Here is an 18,734-nt window from a genome sequence, read left to right as displayed (position 1 = left end):
GTTCAATGTAATGAACGATGTGACTGCCTGTCCATCCGCCGTTCAGACAGACTCGAATCAAGGTCAGTAGGACCGTTTCCGCATGGTTGGGCCTCTGCAATCTCTACAGTACAATTCCGGCTTGTTTCAATTGCGCAATCCGCTCTTTGGAAAGTCCGAGGTCTGCCAAAATTTCCTCAGCATGCTCACTCAATAGCGGAGGTCGGCGTTCCAACTTCACCTCGGATTCGGAGAACCGAAACGGTGAACGCAACATGCGCACCGGACCCACCCCGGGGTAATCGCACGCAAGAACCATCTCCCGCTCCGCCACCTGCTCGTGGTTCAAGACTTGGTCAATCGTTTGCACGGGCGCACAGGGAACCCCGCTTTGGTCCATCAGTTCCACCAGCTCGCTGGATTCATACTGCCTGGTGCGTTTCTCCAGGAGCTTGGCCAATTCCTTGCGGTTGCGAACACGCAGCGCATTAGACTGAAAGCGCTCGTCTTCGAGCAACGTGGCTGCACCCAGTCCTTTGCACAATTTCGCAAACAGCCTATCGTTGCCGACAGCAATAATGACATACCCATCCTTCGTCTGAAACGCTTGGTACGGTGCGAGACTGAAGTGGGCGGAGCCCAATCGCTGACCAACTTGCCCTGTGGCGAAGTAGGTCGTGGCATAGTACGTCATCAAACCGAGTTGCCCTTCAAACAGGCTGGATTCGACAAACTGGCCCTTTCCCGTCTGGTTCCGTTGCAAAAGAGCAGCCTGAATGCTGAGGGCGGCCCACATTCCGGCTGTCAGATCCACAATGGACCATCCCGTACGGACTGGTGGTCCCTCCTCAACCCCCGTGACAGACATCAAGCCACTGAACGCCTGCATGACCAAGTCGTACCCAGGGCGGTCCTTGAGCGGACCCGTTCTGCCAAAACCACTGATGGAACAGTACACCAACCGCGGATTGATTTCTTTCAGGGCTTCGTACCCCAGCCCCCACTGGTCCATGGTTCCATACCGAAAGTTCTCAATCAGAACATCCGCATCTCTGACCAGTTCACGTATGATGTCCTGCGCCTCGCTCGTCTTCAAGTTCAGCGCGATACTCCGCTTATTGCGGTTGAACGCCAGATAGTAGCAGCTGACTCCATCCACCACCGGCTCGTACCGACGCGTTTCATCACCTTCCAGACTCTCCACCTTGATCACGTCTGCACCAAGGTCACTTAAAATTTGCGAACAAAATGGCCCCGCTAAGACACGACTGAGATCCAATACCTTGATGCCCGTCAGTGGTCGCATGGTTCATCCCTCGTATTCTTTCTTCAACCGCGAAGCAATAATGTTCTTTTGAATTTCCGACGTGCCTTCGTAGATTCTCGTAATGCGCGCATCCCGGTAGAAACGCTCAATCGGGTATTCGGCTATGTAGCCAATCCCACCGTGAATTTGAACGGCCTTGTCCGCCACCCGGTTGTAGACTTCAGAGCCGTACAATTTCACCATGGCCGCCTCTTTGATGACATTCATGCCTTGGTCAGTCATCCAGGCCACTCTGTAGATGAAGGAGCGAAGCGTCTCAATGTCCAGGGCCATTTCTGCGAGGTAGTGTTGGATAATTTGTTGTTCAAAGATGGGTTTCCCGAACTGTTCTCGCTGGATGGCATACGCCAGAGACTTATCTAATAAGTACTGGCACGATCCAAGGCACCTCGCCGCCAATCCCGCACGGCCGTTGGCCAAGATCTTCAATGCGTTGACGTAGCCTTGGCCTGGAACCCCCAGCACATTTTCCTCTGGCACCTCCAGGTCTTCGAAATACAGCTGCGCGGTATGTGAGCCATGCAACCCCATCTTTTTCTCAATACTTCCAACGTGAAATCCAGGGAAGTTCTTCTCGACAATAAAGGACGTGATCCCTTTGGCACCCTGGCTCTTGTCCGTCACGGCCATGACTGTGAACACGTCCGCAATCGGCGCGTTGGTGATGTATATTTTCTGGCCGTTGATGATGTACCTATCTCCTTTTTTGACCGCGGTTGTTTTCAAATTGGCTGCATTCGATCCCGCTTCAGGTTCGGTCAACGCAAACGCGCCAATGTATTCCCCACTCGCCATTTTCGGTAGATACCGTTGCTTTTGCTCTTCATTCGCAAATTCCACAATGCCGACAGAACCGATACCGTTATGCGCACCGAGGATGGTTGTGTACCCGTTAATGGTCTTGCCGAGTTCCTCGAATAACGCACACTTGCCCACCATGTTCAGCCCCATTCCGCCGTACTCCTCCGGAATGCTGAGACCAAACAAACCAAGCTCCTTCGATTTTTCCAGCAACGTGTCCGGCACTTGGTCGTTCTCTTCAATCTGCATCGCGAGCGGCTCAACTTCGTTGTCAATGAACTCGCGTATCGTTCGCTTCATCTGCACTATCTCTTCCGGTAATTCAAAGTTCATTCGAATCCCCTCCATTAACACAAACTTAGAATTGGTAAAGCGCTTACAACATGAGCTGGAGCCTTTAGGACAAGTCCATCATGTGCCTTCGTGCGTCGGTCCACTATTTTAGATTTCTTATTTGAAAATAATATTCATATAAGAAATTCAGAATATTGTCATTCTACAACAAACCTCCGGACGTTTCAATACTCGAGATATATCAGGAATAACGGCACCTACTCACGGCCAATACTCTAAAAGGAACACAGCGAAAGCGTACAGACTGGTTTCGCATGAATGGGGGGAAAACATGACACAAGACAAGGACCAGACCCACGAGCAAACCATCTGGGAGTTATATAAGAAGAAGTGCAGGCAAGAAGGTACGACGCCATCGGTAGAAGGTTTCAAGGCTTGGACCACATCGCTCCTCAAAAAGTTGAAGTGAGTGGTTCTCCTCAACGAAAAAACCAAATTCACGTTCTTCTCACAGTGCGAACATCACGAGAAAAGCCTGCCGTCATGGTGCGGCAGGCCTCACTTCGTTGGCTTCAGTAAAGGGTCACTCACATCCTTGACGCCAACCAATCCAAGAACGGTGAGTAGCACCTTTTGGACACCGTAGTGCCCATCGGTGGGATCGTAGAATTCTTGTAAGGTGTGCAAGCCTCCGCACTGGCCCCCGCCCCCAAGCGTCACTGCCGGAATCCCTAAACTGATGGGTACGTTGGAATCGGTGCTGCTGGGACCATCCAGTGTAGGCTCGAATCCGATGGCTTTAGCAGAGGCCAAGGCTGCCTGAACAATAATGGCGTCTGAAGACTGGGAACCTGCCGGGCGATTGCCTACCAGTTCAATATGGATCGTGATGGCATCACTGTTCCACCGTTTGTTCTCCTCTTGTGCAGCTTGGCGAACTCTCCGTAACACCTCTTCTTCAAGTTGCAACAGTGCCTGTTCCGAATTGGAACGCATGTCAATCATCATTTGTGCTTCCGCTGCGATGGTGTTGACGGATGTTCCGCCACTGACAGTGCCAACCGTGAACGTCGTTTTCGGGACTTCAGGCACGGTAATATCGGAGATCATGGCGATGGCTCGTCCCATGGCGTGTATGGCACTCGGAATGCCGAACGCACCAAAACTGTGTCCTCCTGGACCATGGTATGTAATTCGATACCGATGGCTGCCCGTCGCCAGATATGTCACCCTGGCTGGTGAATCAGGCTCTATGGAGATGAATCCATCGACGTGATGGTCCCGGAAGAACGCCTTCACGCCTCGCAAGTCCCCCAGTCCCTCTTCCCCGACGGTCGCACCAAAGATGATGTCCCCTTGCGTCTGAATGTTGGCGTGGTTGAGGGCACGAAGAACGGCCAGGGTCACAGCGAGTCCCCGGCCATCATCGGCAATCCCCGGCGCGTATAGTATCCCGTCTCGTTCTTTCACCGTGGTATCCGTTCCCTCAGGAAAAACCGTATCCAAATGCGCCGAAACAAAGATCCGCGGTCCGTTTCCCGAGCCTTTTCGAACACCAAACACGTTTCCTTCTGCGTCAGTGGTCACATCTTGTAACCCCAGTCCCTCCAAGCAGGCCTGGTAATAGAGCTTGCGCGTCTCTTCCATAAAAGGGGGCGCTGGAATCTCCGTGATGCGAATCTGATCTTCAATGGTCGTCTGATGATCCCATTCAGTGAACTGCAGTGCAGCTTTCACCTGAACGTCTGCCAGCAGTGTTTCATATGTCTTTGCGACCTCGTCGGAAATGACATAAGGTACACTCTTACCATGACGTGCGTCCACGAAGATGTGACCTCCCATACATGTCATATGTTTCTGCGTGACTGTCCGACGTGCCGACACACGACCATGTTCAATGGCTCCGTACATCAGAACGTGATTTTTCAACTATACCACGACACGCTTGACCTTCCAATCCAACGTACGCGCCGGACGGGGTGGGCGACCGTATCTCGTATCATCACCTCATCCCCGTCCTGGCCACATACCTCCGCCATTACGCAAGTTGCTTCGTCACACGTAAGTACGCCATTGTCATTTCGTCGAGCAAATCTTCATCTTCAATCCCAGTGACTCTGGCCAGCGTAGCACCAATACCCTTTTCTTTGATCCCCTGTTGAAGCCGAGTCGCCGCCTCATCATCGGGATTGTTATACGCGAAACCCATGGCGATGGCGGTCACAAGCCCCGGGGTTTCGTGTGTCACCTCCCGCGCCAATTTCAGCGGACCGACGAGTCGGTCATTTGCAGACAACTTTCTCAAAGGATCCCGACCAACCCGCGCGACATCATCGCGAATGTGCGGGTTGAGAAACCGTTCCCGAACACTTTCCGCATATTGGGTTAACTCACTTTCCCGAAACTGCGGATAGCGGTGCATGAGTCCGAGAATCGCTTCGTGCTGAACATCGGACACAATCTGAAAAATTTCCGGATCCTGCATGGCATCTAAAATCGTCTCATAATTCTTGTGGAATCCTGCATAGGCGGCAGCGGCATGCGCACCATTGAGTACGAATAATTTGCGTTCCAGATATGGATCGAGCTGCTCCACAAGGGTGGCACCTGGAATGTCAACTTGTCCCTTCAGAGCAGGTTTTTCGATATCCCACTCAAAATACCGTTCCACCACGGCGTCCAATGGCTGCGTTGCATATCCTTCACGGTTCGGCGCAATCCGATCCACCGCAACATCGGCGAAGCCCACCGTGGACTCAATCCAGGCACGCAACTCATCGTCACAGCGGCTCAGGATAGCCTCCTTCAATGTGGTGGTGGCCCGTATTGCATTTTCGCACGCCATAATGTTTACCGTTTGACTTGGATTCTGCCGGTAGCGCATGCGCAATGCTTCCGCAATGATCTCGGCCACGCTCACCAAGTTTCTCAGTCCCACGGCTGTTGTAATGATGGAAGCATCAACGATTTCTTGTTTACAAGCAGCCGAATCAAGCCGTACGGCTCGTACGTGATTTACCACTTCTGTTTGAACTTCGGAGTCCAAAGTCACCACGCGATACGAATTCGACACGTTGAGCTCGTCCACGAGCGTGTCCACGACGTCGGCAAATACCACCTCGTAGCCAGCTCGATGAAGCAGCAGCCCGATGAAACCGCGGCCAATGTTTCCCGCCCCAAAATGTACAGCTTTTCTCATAGTGATCCTCCTTGAGAAATGACCTCCAGGACTTCACGAGCGGTCGTCGCGTGCACCAGTTTGTCGATGTTTTCTTGTTCTTGGCAGACAATCGCGATTTGAGAGAGAACTTGCAGGTGGTCATCCCCCTTGCCAGCGATACCTATTACAAGATGCGCAACGTTTCCATTTCCAAAGTCAACACCCTCTGGATACTGAGCAATCACGATACCGGAATGCCGAATATATTGGACATATTCCGGCATGCTGTGAGGAATAGCTACACCATTGCCGATGTATGTGGTCATGGATTCTTCTCTCGCAAACATACCTTCTATATAAGGAGCTTCGACATATCCGTTCTCCACAAGTTTTTTGCCGACGCGTTCAATGGCGGCGCGTTTATCTTCTTTGCCAACATTCAGCATGACGTTCGATTCTTCAAGGATCTTCATTATCTCTCACTCCTCTGTTTGATTCATTGCGTCCAAGACGCTCCGGCGAACCTCTTCAACGGGCGCTGTCCGCAATGTTTCAACGATGGATGGATCCATGACGAGTGCAGAACTCAACCGCCCGAGCAGGTGCACCACGGCTGGTTCTTCTTCTTTGCGTGCCAAGAGCACCAATGCGCTGTCTACCGCCTCGTGCGTCTCACCCACACTTTGCATCGCAATGGGCGAATGAAGCCGATAAACAGCCACATGACAGCGGTTGAGCACAGAAGTACGAGCATGTAAGACAGCGAATGCCTTCCCCGGCAAGACAATGCTTCCCAGTCGTTCACGTTCCTCAATCGCGGAGACGACCGCCTTCACGTCGGTCGCGTCCCCCGTGAGGACAGCAGTCTCGGAAACCCACTTGATCAGCTCTGTCACGTCATCCGGACCCGCACGATAAACCTGAACTCGCCTCGACAACTCTTCCGCCAGTTGTGTGGTGAGATCCACGGGATCTCGTTCCAACTGAGCGTAGCGCTGCTTCATCGGTGTAAATGTACGTTCCAAATCTTGTATGACATTTTGTACGCGCAGTACGTCTTCTTCGTGCAGAAAAGGGGACACAGTGATTGTGGGTCTCATGCGAGCTTGAATGGGCACTGTCGAAACAATAAAATCACAGTCCTGGTCATTGATTGTGTCTATGGCATTAATACTCACGACTTGAACCTGTGGAAACTCATTGCGTATACGACTTGCAAGCAGTTCGGCTGAACTAATACCGTTTGGACAAACAATCTTCACCCGCCAGACATTACCAGACTTCCATCGTTCCAGGGCCGCACCAAGGTGCATTGTAAGATACCCGATTTCTGCATCAGGAACATTCAGCCCATGTAGTTCAATGACCTGCTGACTGGCAGCACGCATCGCGTCAAACAAAAATGGATAACGACGCTTCACTTCATCCAAAAGTGGATTGCGTATGGTAAGCCCGTGTTTCATCCGATAAATGGCAGGTTCCAAATGCTGCGCCAGGCCAAGTAACAATTCGCGGTCCTCAGCCAGCGGCACTTGCAGCGTCTCACTCAGGTTGCGGGCTAAGTGATAAGCCAAGTCCATTGTGGTGATGTTGAGCGGAAGAATCCGGCTGTCTTCCGTCATCTGGACCTTTGCACCTCGCAAATGTTTGGCGAGATACATGGCTTCAGCCTCAACCTGTTTGGCATCCGGCACAAGTTGTTGCAGGATACGCGTGCACAGCGCAATCTCCGCGGACAAGCCTTGTTGCCCATCCACGTGATCCATCTGGACTCCCGACTCAATGCGTGAGCACGTGAGGAGAACATGCAACATGAATCCATAAAATGCTGCCTCGTCCAATGGCGGGACCATGCTTGCAAGTTCTTCAGAGAGCACAGCGCGGACTTCCTCTAAACGCTCGAACCCGAACCATTCGGTGAGCCACACATCGAATGGATGCACATCGACCTCGTCGGCCTGCCCCCGTAATATAGACATGAATTCATTCATCGACAGCTGCTGATGAATCAGCTCAGCCATCGCTTCTAAACGTGATACCTCATCGCCAGCGACTTCAATCCCGTACCCTTGCCGCCGGATCAGCGTCATCTTTCGGGATCTTAGCCAGTCCGATACCTGGTCCAAATCATGGCTGATACTCGCGCTGGTAACATGAAATTTCTTTCCAAGATAACTGAGTTTTAAAGGCCCATGGCTCAACAGTAGTTCCAGGGCTACGTATAGCGCACGATTTTTCGATGTGAAGGCGAGCGTTGAGGGGAGCTTCCCGGTGGCGTCAATGGCCCGACGAATCTCTGTATCAAGCCCCGACAGTCGAACCACGTCAGCCCCAGTTTCCAGTTCCACATCAAACGGGCTCAGGTAGCGTTGCAACGCTGTGAGATCTCGCTGAATGGTACGTCGACTCACCTCGAGTCGACGTACCAATTCATCGATGCCGACGTCCACACGTTCGGACAGCAGATGAAGTATATATTTTTGTCGGGAATTTAACCCTTGTGCCATAGACATCCCAGCTTTATTTGAGCTGATTTAGGTCCTCAACAAATGCTTCGTACGTAGTCTTATCCAAGAAGTTATCTACAATGTAGATTTTTGCTCTCGGAGCCACTTGGCTGGCCCGTTCTGATAAGCTCTTTTGGGTGAACACCACTTGTGCGTCAGAGGGCAACTGATTGACGGGCATGTGGTCTACCGGGATATTATAACCCGCATCTGTCAGCCTCTTCCGCAACAGAGACGCCCCCATCGCACTTGACCCCATCCCTGCCTCACAGGCGAAGATGACTCGGTCCGGGAGAGCGGACAATGTGGTGCTACCGGGTTGTGACGGTTTAGCTTCAGGCGTTGCAGCTTGAGCCGCCGTCGCCAGACCTTTACTTTGTGCCTTCATGGTTTGGACCATGCTTTTTGCCTCAGCCAGTGAGTCACCGCCGATTTCGTCCCGCGACCGCATTAAGATCAAGGACGCGATGATGAAAGAAACCGCTGCACCAACGAAGATACCGGTAAGTACGGGAATGTATCCGCCGCGTGGCGACATCATCATTTCTGCGATGATACTCCCCGGTGACGCCGTAGCGACCAGTCCGGCATGCAACAGCATAAACGTTCCATCGGCTGCAATGCCGCCGGCAATGACAGCAAGAATCAGAATCGGTTTCATCAACACATACGGGAAATAAATCTCATGAATCCCACCAAAGAATTCAATCACGATTGCACCCGGTGCTGATTGCCGAACCGTCCCTTTACCGAACAACCAATATGCTATCAAGATGCCTAGCCCCGGTCCAGGATCAGTTTCCAAAAGGAAAAAGATTGATTTTCCGGTGTCCTTGGCTTGCTGAAGGCCCAACGGGTCCAAGATGCCATGGTTAATCGCGTTATTGAGAAACAATACTTTACCCGGTTCAATGAAGATGGCAATCAACGGGAGAAGGTGAACAGATGTAATCCACGTTGCTGCTGCACCCAACGCGTTGGAGACCAAAATCATGACAGGCTCTACTATCTCAAATCCAAGAATGGCCAAGCCGCCACCGATGATGCCAGCAGAAAACGTATTGACTAGCATTTCAAACCCAGAGGGGACTCGGTCCTTAATCATCCGGTCAAGCGTTTTCACGAGGTAACCGCCGAGCGGACCCATAATCATTGCACCAATGAACATCGGCTGCGAGGAACCGACGGCGACACCTGCGGTGGCGAGCGCACCGACAACAGCCCCTCTATCGCCGTGAACTAATTTACCACCAGTGAAACCAATGAGTACTGGAATGAGGAAGTTCACGAACGGTCCGACAAGCTGCCCCAAGTGTGCGTTCGGCGTCCAACCAGTTGGAATAAAGAACGCCGTGATGAGACCCCATGCAATAAACGCTGGAATGTTTGGCATGACCATTCCAGCCAGGAATCCACCGAACCTTTGCAACCCGGCCTGCGTCTTGCCTCTGGAAGCAACGGTTGTGGAGTTTTTGTGAATTGAGCTTTCCACGGTTGCCATTCCTCTTTCCTCCTTGTCCTATCGTCTACGTTGGCTACTTTAAAGTGTTCAAATGACCGTTTCAATCGCAAGAAATTCACGTGTGACACCGCCCAACGTGACAAAATTTAATAGTCCTTGTGCTACAAGCTGCCCGTGTTAAGCGGTTACATGAATTTTCCTCACGTCAAGTACACGGCAGAACCCATTTTTGATACAAAAAAGACACCCTTTCGGGTGTCGCTACAGGTGAAATTGTCATTAACCTCCGTAAAATAGACCGGTTTCTTTGAGGGTCAGCGGATCTCCGGTACGATGAACACCAGCATCGACGACTTCACCCGTGACTAAGGCGTGATCGCCCCGTTCGTTCACGTCGACCACGCGGCATTCAAACCACGACAAAGCATCTTTCAAGATTGGGCTTCCTGTTGTGGACGTGTAGAACTCGATGTCGCCAAACTTATTGCCGACTCTAGAGACGGGTTTGAAGAAAGCAAAAGCCAGATCCTTTTGCCCAGATTCCAACACATTCACCGAAAACACACGGCTTTCCAAAATTCCGTCATACGACGTTGTGCCCTTTTTCACGCCGATGGCGACCAACGGCGGAGTGAAAGAAGTCTGGGTTACCCAGTTCCCGGTGAAGGCGTTCACATCATCCCCCACCTTCGTGCCAATCACATACAGGCCATAGGTGATGCCACGCAATGCCGTCTTTTTCGCTTGCTCGTCCATGTTTTTGCCCCCGTTTCGTCGTGATTGTTTCGGTTTCTTGCGCCGTTACAATCATTCTATAATATGTTCATGGGCAACATCAAAAACTCCCTATGAATACTGTAAAACCGTACACCTGCGACTTCGCCACACATGTAAAATGGGATTACAACTCACATCGACATCGTCGTATCGTTTGCATTTGGATTCACGAGTTTGTTTTCATTCACACGCTCCAAAGCCAATCCTGTTGTTTTCGGACCAAAAATTCCAATGTCGAGCATAATGATCACCATCGCAATAGCAACCACAGAAAACATTGCCGTGGCACCATCTTGCTTCAATACTGGCAACAGGATAAATGGCATCAATCCACTCATGAGACGACTTAAGCTGTATGCACTCCCCGTTGCAGTGGCCCGAATCGAAGTTGGAAATATCTCAGCTTGAAACACGTGATACACATAGGAAAAGATGTTGCTACTCAATGTGTAAAGGAAGCCAAATAGCATAATGGTTGTAGAGGAATCTGACATACCGAAAAGAATCCCGAACAGTGCCATACAGAAAGCCTAAGCGACAATCATCCACTTTCTCTGAACGCGTTCGATAATCGGGAGCGAGAGCAATGAACCAATGGGATATCCAATGTAAGAAATCGCAGCGTATTCCAGGGAGTGAACCATCGTATATCCCTTGACCGCCAGGACGATTGGAACCAGTGTACCAAAACCGTAATAACCAATGGTCTGCAGAATGTGAAATGTCCACAACATGAGGGTACGACCAACAAGCTCTTTCCGGAAAAGTGTTGAAATCGGCAATTTCTCCGGATTCACCGTCCATCCATCGTCTTCTCGAATCACTGTAGCCAACGTCCCGGCCTTTTCCGCAAAATATTTGAAGACTTTCTCTGCTTCCGTGCGTCGTCCTACAGCCTCCAACCAGCGCGGTGACTCAGGAAGGTTTTTCTGCATCACCCAAGCCGCCAATGCACCAAGTGCTCCGATAATGAACAACCATCTCCAGCCGGCCATCCCCAGATGCGTCGGCACAATCCAACGGGCCAGGAAACCTTCAAGAGGTACGGCACACACTTGTATCGTGTAAGCCCACCCTATAATGCGTCCTCGGTTTTTAGCAGGAAGAATTTCAGTCAGATACACATCGCATAAAGCTGGTTGCGAACCAATGCCAACGCCTGCGAGGAAATGACATACAATCAGAAAAGCAATGTTGGGACTAAAGGCCCCGAAGAAAGTGAACACGGAGTAAACTAGTAAATTCAGAAAAAACGCCTTTTTCCTGCCAATCCGGTCACTGAGAGTATTAATTCCCAATGCACCTAAGAACATTCCCAAAAAAGCTGATCCCAAGAGCAATGGTTGAACCGAACTGCTCACATGAAATTGTTCTGTAACACAGTCCCCAGTACGCCGGACAAATTCACATCAAAAAATTCAAAGAAAAGTGCAAATCCAATGACAAACGCAGCCACCTTGTGGCGGCTTGTCAACGGCAGACCATTTAGCATGACAGCGATAGACGCGTTCGACACACAAATCACTCCCCATTTTGTCATTTACTCGGTATCTGATTTTTATAGAAATATGTGATAACGTTTTCATTTTAAGATGGTGATTATTCAAGAGATAGATTAAATAAGTAATGAGAGAAACATAATTTGCTTCATTTTGTGCATTTTGTTCACGGTTTGGATGAAGCAGCAAGTACCGAGGCGGCTTATGCCTACCGTCTTCAAATGACCTCTGCGCATCAACATTTGTCTTTGGATCATGAAAAGGAGCAAAATAGAAGGTAGGTTTTCAACGATTACAATATTCTAGGGACCAGTTGTTCCCCAGAGTATCCGCGAACGTGTCCAATGGCGTTGTTGGACGCCCTGAAAGGGTTTATCGAAGTGTCACGACACATGTGTAATGGCATGAAAAGGTTTGGTATCATGTTAGCGTAATTGGGTATGTACTAACCTGTGCGTTATCGAGGATGACTCAGATTGAAACTGCGTTCAACGTAAAGGGTGAGTGCGGAATGACTGTGATACTCCTTATCATTATTGTCGTCTTATTGGTTGTCCTGTTGGTTCAAAGGGGCCGTAGTGGATACCGGAATGAACCATATTATCGTGAACACCCTTATTACGATGTGACGCCACCGCAGTACGATCCGCCGTACAATCCGCCATCTCCACGATTCGGAGTTGGCAGTTTCTTGGGCGGAATGGCAGCCGGCGCACTGTTGGAGTACCTCCTCGAACAAGGGCGCATTGACATGACGCAGTACGACTACTTTAACAGTCTCGACCAACAGCGGATGATGGAGGAGTTAATGCAACAAAACATCATTCAGCAGCATGAAATTGACGAGTTGCAGCGGCGTTTGGATGACAATCACTTCGGCAACGACTTTGGGAACGGAAGTTACGACCATTCCGATGGTCCAGGACATGACACCTATGCCGATAACGTCAACTATGACGTCGGCCATGATGACTACAATGATTTCAATGACAATAACGGAGATGGTGGTTGGGTCTAATTCAACACGCATGATGCGGAGTACCGCTGCCGTCCACTGACCTATGATGTCGGCCGCGCGTCGCCAAGAACGCTTAACCCCAATGGCTTGACCTCCCCTCATCATCATTGGCGGCGGTCTCCGCTACTGCTTAGCCTTGTCTCCAACAGGTACACCCGTGACTCGGACAAAACGCTTCCCGCACAACTGAATTCGTAATAGACCTTCAGTCCATGTTTACAAATCCTGCAATTTGAAGATGATACAAATGAGCGATTTGCAAAATTTCTCCTGAGCGGTTCAGCACGGCGAGATGTTGCCTGCGTTTTGCACATTTCCACTTGGAATGGTCCAGCACACATCTTGGATGGTCTGTTTGATGCCAGCTTTTGCAAATCACTGTAATAAGAGTCGCTTCCGCGGACGAATACATGGGAAATCGTGGTGTGAGAATGAATAGAATTGGAATCATTGACATGGGCTCAAATTCTTCGCGCCTAGTGATTTATGATATCCATCGTAACGGGAGCTATCGGGTATCGTACCGCATGAAGAAAAATATCCAACTCGCTAAGTACATAGCCGATGGACGATTGTCCCAAGAAGGTATCCGTATAGCCACCGTCAGTGCGCGTGCGTTCCGAAACGTGGGTCGGCTGTACCATGTCCAGGCATGGATTGCAGTGGCTACTGCCGCAATGCGCCAGGCGGAGAATGGAAGAGATGTACTTGATCTACTGCATGAGGAAACGCGCATCCAGTTTCGCCTTCTGACTGGTGAACAGGAGGCGTGGTACGGCTATTTGGGTGTTATCAATACGATGGACATCGAAGATGCCGTGCTTGTGGATATCGGTGGCGCGAGTACTGAGGTCACTCTCGTCCGCGATAGAGAGTTGGTGAAGTCGGTAAGTCTTCCGTATGGGGCTTTAACGCTGGCTAAGAAGTTTCATCATGTCGAGCCCGCACTTCAAAGCGATGCAGTGTTTCAATTTATGAGTGAAGAATTGTCGAAACTCGATTGGTTAAGAGCAATTAGCGATTTACCTTTGGTAGGCATCGGTGGGACCATGCGGGCCATTGGAAAGATTTCGAGTAAAATGCAAGGCCACGTGCTGAGTCGATTGCATGGATATGAATTGGAATCGAGTGTGATGAAACAGATTTACGAGAAAATGAAAAATTTAACTGTAGGTCGGCGCAGAAAGTTGGGCGGCCTTTCAGACTCCAGGGCGGAAGTTATCCATGCAGGGGTCGCTGTGGCTTGGGCATTGACCAGTATCACATCCGCAACGCGTCTTCTCATCAGTGGAAGTGGATTGCGCGATGGGTTGTTTTACGAGTACCTTTTATGCGGTCAACCCGCGCCTGTACTGCCTTCGGTCAAGGAGCACAGCCTGCACAATTTTATGCAATTGTACGATGTGAATTTGGCGGCCGCGTATGAATCTGCGGAGTGCGCGGAAAAACTTTTTGATGATTTAGCGCCCATTCATCGGCTGTCTGAAGATCACAAAAGGCTGCTGCGGATTTCAGTACTTGTCTATATGACCGGAGCATTCGTGAACGTTGAGAAGTGCGCAAAACACACGGACTATCTCATCCGTTCTTCACACCTCTATGGATTGACTCAGGAAGAAATACATACCGTGAGCAGCGTGGTGTTAGGAAAAGGCCCAAAGTCGGCGAAACAGTTGCATCTCATCCTTCAACTTGCAAATTTCCTGGTTCACGATGCAGGTCTCCGGTATGACGATGTTCTGAATGCCATGAATCATAAATTAACTACCACATCATCCGGAAAGGCTTTGAAAGATTTAGACGCCGATTTCAAATCCATTCTCAAGGGATTTAAAAAGCACTTTCCTTTATCGTGAAGAGCGCTTTATCACTTCAATCCAGAGATATCCGGAACAACCGGATATGAAATTGCAGGCCGTCGTTCATTGCGTACGACGGTTTACTTGCCGTGGCTCGTGATAGGGGTAATGTGATGATGCTGGTCTTCTGTGAAATAGGCATAATTTATAGCCTCTTCGTGAAAATACAGTTGGCTGGCCACAGAATGAGACTTGCCCTGCCTGGTCACTTTCCGGTATGTGCCCTTCGCGTTCAACTGATAGCGATTGACATTGTCCGAGAGTTGGACGTGCAAGATATGCTTTAATCGCTCCTTTAAGTTGTCCTGCACTACCGGGAAGAGAATCTCAACTCGGTTCATCATGTTGCGAGTCATCCAATCTGCGCTGGATAAGAACAACAGTTCATCGCCGCCGTTTCGAAAGTAAAATGTACGGCTATGCTCAAGAAATCTGCCCACGATGCTGGATACCTGAATGTTCTCGCTGACACCAGGTATGCCTGGGCGCAGGCAGCAGATGCCGCGCACAATTAAATCGATTCGAATACCGCTGCAAGATGCTTTATACAACGCCATAATCAGGTCCTTGTTTGTTAAAGAGTTCATTTTTGCGATGATTCGACCCGGATTCTCTGGTGTACTCGTTTCAATTTCGTTCTCAATCAGTTCTAAGAACTTGGCTTTGAGTCCTGTTGGGGCAATGGTAATCTGCTTCCATACAGGTGTAGCACCAAAACCAGTTAAGTGATTGAAGAACTCGGAAGCGTCGTACCCGAAGTCTTCTCGTGCGGTAAACATACCGATATCTGTGTAAATACGTGCCGTCGTATCGTTATAGTTCCCTGTTGAGAGATGGACGTATCGTCGGAGTATCGTGCCTTCCTTGCGAACCACTAAAGTAATCTTGCTGTGTGTCTTGAGGCCAACGAGCCCGTAAATCACGTGGCACCCTGATTCCTCCAACTTTTTTGCCCACACAATGTTATTTTCTTCATCAAAACGCGCCTTCAATTCCACGATAACAGTCACTTGTTTCCCGTTTTCGGCCGCACGCACCAATGCATTGACTATCGGGGAGTTCTTACTGACGCGATAGAGCGTCTGTTTGATGGCGAGTACGTTTGGGTCATCGGCGGCTTGACTCACTAAATCAATAACAGGTTCAAATGATTCGTACGGATGAAACAGCATGATATCTTTTCGTGCAATGGCATCAAATAACCCAACTTCTCCAAGCAGGTCTCTTGGCGTTTGCGGGACAAGGGAATCATACCGCAGATGGTCGTATCCTGGTAGACTCGTAATCTTTGAAAGGAACGTAACATCCAGTGGACCACGTATAGAGTACAGATCATCCGTTTCCAACTCAAGCCAATCACACAGAGTCTCGACGAGGGTCATGGTCATGTTGGATGCTACTTCTAAGCGAACAGCTGCACCTTTCCTACGGTTCTTCAGTTCTTTCTCGATTTCCTCCAAAAGGTCCTCTGCGCTTTCCTCATCTACATCAATATCGGCATTTCGGGTAATTCGAAAAGGAGCGGACTCCAGAATCTCGTTTCCGGGAAACAACGTGCCGATAAACTCCTGAATGACGTCTTCCAACAATATGTATTGGAGCTTGTCAGGTCGAGACGGAAGCTCGATAAATCGTGGAAGTACGGAAGGTACCTGAACGACAGCGAATAGGTTGTCCTCTCGCTCTTCCATTTCACGGTCTATTGGCTTCAAAAGGACAGCCAGGTTCAGTGTCTTATTCCCCAATTTTGGAAACGGATGGCTCGCATCGATGGCAAGCGGGGTTAACACAGGGAAGATGTGATGGTGATAATAGTCAGACAGAAAGTCCTTCTGTTTCTTAGACATGTCTACAGGGCGAACAAAAGAAATCCCTTGCTTCTTTAAGGCTGGCAAGATGGAAAGGGTCAACAGGGAATAAAGCCTCGCAACGTGTGCGTGAACTCGTTTTGAAATGGCCCGCAACTGTTGTACTGGCATCATCTGGGTTTTGTTCTCAGGGCGGTTGTATCCGATTTTCACCTGGTCTTTAAGCCCGGCTACACGCACCATAAAAAACTCATCCAGATTGGAGGCCGTAATGGAGATGAACTTCAAGCGTTCAAACAAAGGAATTCCTTTGTCCATGGCTTGTGCTAGGACCCGCTCGTTAAACGCTAACCAACTTAGTTCACGGTTAATGTAGTACGATTTATCGTCAAAGTTTTTCATGGCGACAAAACCTCATTTTCATCACAGAGTCCTCATGCGTAAGCATTATGGAATTGTGCCCCAAAATCGGTCTAAACGTACTCGGTCTAAACGTACACTGTACCCGAAATGGTCCGGTTACCCCTTCCCATACTCCTGTACAATGTGCCGTTGTATCGTGACACCGTCGATACCGGCGCTACACCTTCCTTCCGCCTCAACCCGTTTCCATGCTTCCCCCACGACCTCTGTCCTATACGCCTTGTTATACATGGCATGTAACCTGCGTTCGGCTCGCTTCGTTCTAACCTTTTCCATTCTACATTTCTGGGATTTCTAGCCATCGAGAACGCTTTCTCGGCGTGCAACACGGTCTGTGCATGCAGCAGATATCACGTGAATCTTATTGCGTATTCCGAAATTTCATTTTAGTATGTTTATCAATCATTTGAAGGGGACTGATACATTTGAAAGCGTTAGAGTCAGTAAGTCGATTTGTTGGGAACACGTTTGCGTGGTGGGTTCTGCTGTTTGCGGTTGTCGCATTCTTCTTACCACATCAGTTTGTATGGCTTGGAAAATACACGATTTACTTACTCGGTGTTGTCATGTTTGGGATGGGGTTAACATTGTCTCCATCGGATTTTAGGGAGGTGCTTCGTCGCCCAAAGGATGTCGCAATTGGAGTGGCGAGTCACTTTATCGTGATGCCGCTATTGGCGTATCTGATCTGTCTGGTATTGCGCCTGCCACCCGATATCGCAGTGGGTGTCATTCTAGTGGGCAGCTGCCCAAGTGGTACATCGTCCAATGTGATGACCTTCTTGGCGAGAGGAGATGTGTCACTTGCCGTATCGATTGCTTCGGTGTCGACGATTTTGGCTCCCATTGTGACACCAGCGTTAATCTACCTGTTTGCGAGTAAATGGGTTGCGGTGAATCCATATTCACTGTTCTGGCAGATTGTACAGGTCATCATCATTCCAATTGCACTTGGATTGATCATCAAGTCCATTTTCCGTGGCACTGCCAAAGCAAGTAGCAAAGTCCTACCACTGGTATCCGCGATTGCCATCATCGCGATTGTGGCGGGCGTGGTTAGCGGCAGTCACAAACAAATCGCAGCCACCGGCTTCCTCATCTTCGTTGCGGTTGTGTTGCACAACGTATGTGGCTTCTTGCTAGGTTACCTTTTGGCCAAACTGATGCGTATGGAACTCCCAAAACGCGTCGCTGTATCTCTCGAGGTTGGCATGCAAAACTCCGCTTTGGGCGTCGCGATTGCCAAGGCACACTTTAATCCCGTTGCCGCGGTGCCTAGTGCCATCTTCAGTGTTTGGCATAATATTTCTGGCGCAATTTTGGCCAACATATACAGCCGCATGCAGAAGCGCGAGCAAGCGGCCACTGTACAATCTGATCTCAACTTGCATGCAGATTCATAAGTGAGCGAAAGGGTAAATCCCTTGTTTGGCTTAGAAGTAACTGATAGCCATGACTTGATGAACATAGTTCGTAAACGGCCTCTCGCATGGCGCCGTTAAACGCTGAGGTCGGCATAACTGAGCCCGCTTTCACGCGACACGGACAGCAGTGTGCCGTATGCACTCAGCCAAACAAAAGAGCCCAGTGCATGTAGCACTGAGCTCTTCTGCTCTCTTGCCTGGCGGCGTCCTACTTTCCCAGGGGCTCCCGCCCCAAGTATCATCGGCGCTGGAGGTCTTAACGGTCGTGTTCGGGATGGGTACGCGTGTTTCCCCTCCGCCATTGCCACCAGACCCGGTTCGTGGGTGTCTGCTCACTCCTGCGCTGAAGCGAGCCGTTCGCAGACACCCCGCGAACCTCTATATGTATCTCATCGC

At 49.9% G+C, this 18,734-nt stretch carries 14 protein-coding genes, 1 rRNA gene and 1 pseudogene; 4 read left to right on the top strand and 12 right to left on the bottom strand.

Annotated elements, in window-relative coordinates:
• Positions 1-103 precede the first annotated feature (103 nt).
• Positions 104-1,285, bottom strand: coding sequence for a CaiB/BaiF CoA transferase family protein (locus YWK_RS0100075; protein WP_026963158.1), 1,182 nt, complete (start codon positions 1,283-1,285; stop codon positions 104-106).
• Between the two features lie 3 nt (positions 1,286-1,288).
• Positions 1,289-2,440: an acyl-CoA dehydrogenase family protein gene (locus tag YWK_RS0100070; protein ID WP_026963157.1), complete on the bottom strand. Its 1,152-nt coding sequence runs from the start codon at positions 2,438-2,440 to the stop codon at positions 1,289-1,291.
• A 292-nt stretch (positions 2,441-2,732) separates the two neighbouring features.
• On the opposite strand from YWK_RS0100070, the gene YWK_RS21700 reads away from it, so the two are divergent.
• Positions 2,733-2,870 (top strand): hypothetical protein, encoded by a 138-nt coding sequence (locus YWK_RS21700; RefSeq protein WP_156908981.1) that lies wholly within the window; start codon positions 2,733-2,735, stop codon positions 2,868-2,870.
• A gap of 89 nt (positions 2,871-2,959) precedes the next feature.
• Here YWK_RS21700 and YWK_RS0100060 read toward each other — a convergent pair whose 3' ends face one another.
• The 8 genes and pseudogenes from YWK_RS0100060 to YWK_RS22290 all read right to left on the bottom strand — a co-directional run bounded on the left by YWK_RS0100060 (position 2,960) and on the right by YWK_RS22290 (position 11,823).
• The gene (locus tag YWK_RS0100060) at positions 2,960-4,225 is read right to left on the bottom strand and encodes a M20/M25/M40 family metallo-hydrolase (protein WP_245578459.1); all 1,266 of its coding nucleotides are present in this window, start codon (positions 4,223-4,225) and stop codon (positions 2,960-2,962) included.
• A gap of 214 nt (positions 4,226-4,439) precedes the next feature.
• Positions 4,440-5,600: a mannitol-1-phosphate 5-dehydrogenase gene (locus YWK_RS17560; RefSeq protein WP_035465638.1), complete on the bottom strand. Its 1,161-nt coding sequence runs from the start codon at positions 5,598-5,600 to the stop codon at positions 4,440-4,442.
• Positions 5,597-6,034 carry a PTS mannitol transporter subunit IIA gene (locus YWK_RS0100050; RefSeq protein ID WP_026963155.1) on the bottom strand — a complete coding sequence of 146 codons (438 nt, stop codon included), beginning with the start codon at positions 6,032-6,034 and terminating at the stop codon, positions 5,597-5,599. The genes YWK_RS17560 and YWK_RS0100050 overlap by 4 nt, the downstream gene beginning before the upstream one ends.
• Positions 6,035-6,040: 6 nt before the next feature.
• Positions 6,041-8,068, bottom strand: coding sequence for a BglG family transcription antiterminator (locus tag YWK_RS0100045; RefSeq protein ID WP_026963154.1), 2,028 nt, complete (start codon positions 8,066-8,068; stop codon positions 6,041-6,043).
• Between the two features lie 13 nt (positions 8,069-8,081).
• Positions 8,082-9,569 carry a PTS mannitol transporter subunit IIBC gene (locus YWK_RS0100040; protein ID WP_084453347.1) on the bottom strand — a complete coding sequence of 496 codons (1,488 nt, stop codon included), beginning with the start codon at positions 9,567-9,569 and terminating at the stop codon, positions 8,082-8,084.
• A 240-nt stretch (positions 9,570-9,809) separates the two neighbouring features.
• Positions 9,810-10,286, bottom strand: a complete 477-nt coding sequence (locus YWK_RS0100035; protein ID WP_026963152.1) for a flavin reductase family protein — start codon at positions 10,284-10,286, stop codon at positions 9,810-9,812.
• A gap of 152 nt (positions 10,287-10,438) precedes the next feature.
• Positions 10,439-11,668, bottom strand: a pseudogene (locus YWK_RS22295) (MFS transporter).
• On the bottom strand, positions 11,665-11,823 hold the full coding sequence (locus YWK_RS22290) for a hypothetical protein (RefSeq protein ID WP_245578456.1): 159 nt from the start codon (positions 11,821-11,823) through the stop codon (positions 11,665-11,667). Before YWK_RS22290 ends, YWK_RS22295 begins: the two are co-directional and overlap by 4 nt.
• Positions 11,824-12,317: 494 nt before the next feature.
• On the opposite strand from YWK_RS22290, the gene YWK_RS0100025 reads away from it, so the two are divergent.
• Positions 12,318-12,824: a hypothetical protein gene (locus tag YWK_RS0100025; protein ID WP_026963151.1), complete on the top strand. Its 507-nt coding sequence runs from the start codon at positions 12,318-12,320 to the stop codon at positions 12,822-12,824.
• A gap of 431 nt (positions 12,825-13,255) precedes the next feature.
• Positions 13,256-14,680: a Ppx/GppA phosphatase family protein gene (locus YWK_RS0100020; protein ID WP_026963150.1), complete on the top strand. Its 1,425-nt coding sequence runs from the start codon at positions 13,256-13,258 to the stop codon at positions 14,678-14,680.
• Between the two features lie 83 nt (positions 14,681-14,763).
• Here YWK_RS0100020 and YWK_RS17545 read toward each other — a convergent pair whose 3' ends face one another.
• On the bottom strand, positions 14,764-16,893 hold the full coding sequence (locus YWK_RS17545; RefSeq protein WP_051374807.1) for an RNA degradosome polyphosphate kinase: 2,130 nt from the start codon (positions 16,891-16,893) through the stop codon (positions 14,764-14,766).
• Between the two features lie 446 nt (positions 16,894-17,339).
• On the opposite strand from YWK_RS17545, the gene YWK_RS0100010 reads away from it, so the two are divergent.
• Complete coding sequence (locus tag YWK_RS0100010; RefSeq protein WP_026963149.1) at positions 17,340-18,317, top strand: bile acid:sodium symporter family protein; 978 nt, start codon at positions 17,340-17,342, stop codon at positions 18,315-18,317.
• Between the two features lie 216 nt (positions 18,318-18,533).
• Here YWK_RS0100010 and rrf read toward each other — a convergent pair.
• Positions 18,534-18,650, bottom strand: a 5S ribosomal RNA gene (rrf, locus tag YWK_RS0100005).
• Positions 18,651-18,734: the final 84 nt, after the last annotated feature.

This window comes from Alicyclobacillus pomorum DSM 14955 (genome assembly GCF_000472905.1).
Taxonomy (GTDB): Bacteria; Bacillota; Bacilli; order Alicyclobacillales; family Alicyclobacillaceae; genus Alicyclobacillus_A; species Alicyclobacillus_A pomorum.
This window is presented reverse-complemented; position numbering and strand designations above follow the sequence as displayed.

Excerpts from the sequence above, each read along its gene's own strand:
- YWK_RS0100075 (WP_026963158.1), bottom strand. The coding sequence starts at position 1,285 with ATGCGACCACTGACGGGCATCAAGGTATTGGATCTCAGTCGTGTCTTA.
- YWK_RS0100070 (WP_026963157.1), bottom strand. The coding sequence starts at position 2,440 with ATGAACTTTGAATTACCGGAAGAGATAGTGCAGATGAAGCGAACGATA.
- YWK_RS21700 (WP_156908981.1), top strand. The coding sequence starts at position 2,733 with ATGACACAAGACAAGGACCAGACCCACGAGCAAACCATCTGGGAGTTA.
- YWK_RS17560 (WP_035465638.1), bottom strand. The coding sequence starts at position 5,600 with ATGAGAAAAGCTGTACATTTTGGGGCGGGAAACATTGGCCGCGGTTTC.
- YWK_RS0100050 (WP_026963155.1), bottom strand. The coding sequence starts at position 6,034 with ATGAAGATCCTTGAAGAATCGAACGTCATGCTGAATGTTGGCAAAGAA.
- YWK_RS0100045 (WP_026963154.1), bottom strand. The coding sequence starts at position 8,068 with ATGGCACAAGGGTTAAATTCCCGACAAAAATATATACTTCATCTGCTG.
- YWK_RS0100040 (WP_084453347.1), bottom strand. The coding sequence starts at position 9,569 with ATGGCAACCGTGGAAAGCTCAATTCACAAAAACTCCACAACCGTTGCT.
- YWK_RS0100035 (WP_026963152.1), bottom strand. The coding sequence starts at position 10,286 with ATGGACGAGCAAGCGAAAAAGACGGCATTGCGTGGCATCACCTATGGC.
- YWK_RS0100025 (WP_026963151.1), top strand. The coding sequence starts at position 12,318 with ATGACTGTGATACTCCTTATCATTATTGTCGTCTTATTGGTTGTCCTG.
- YWK_RS0100020 (WP_026963150.1), top strand. The coding sequence starts at position 13,256 with ATGAATAGAATTGGAATCATTGACATGGGCTCAAATTCTTCGCGCCTA.
- YWK_RS17545 (WP_051374807.1), bottom strand. The coding sequence starts at position 16,893 with ATGAAAAACTTTGACGATAAATCGTACTACATTAACCGTGAACTAAGT.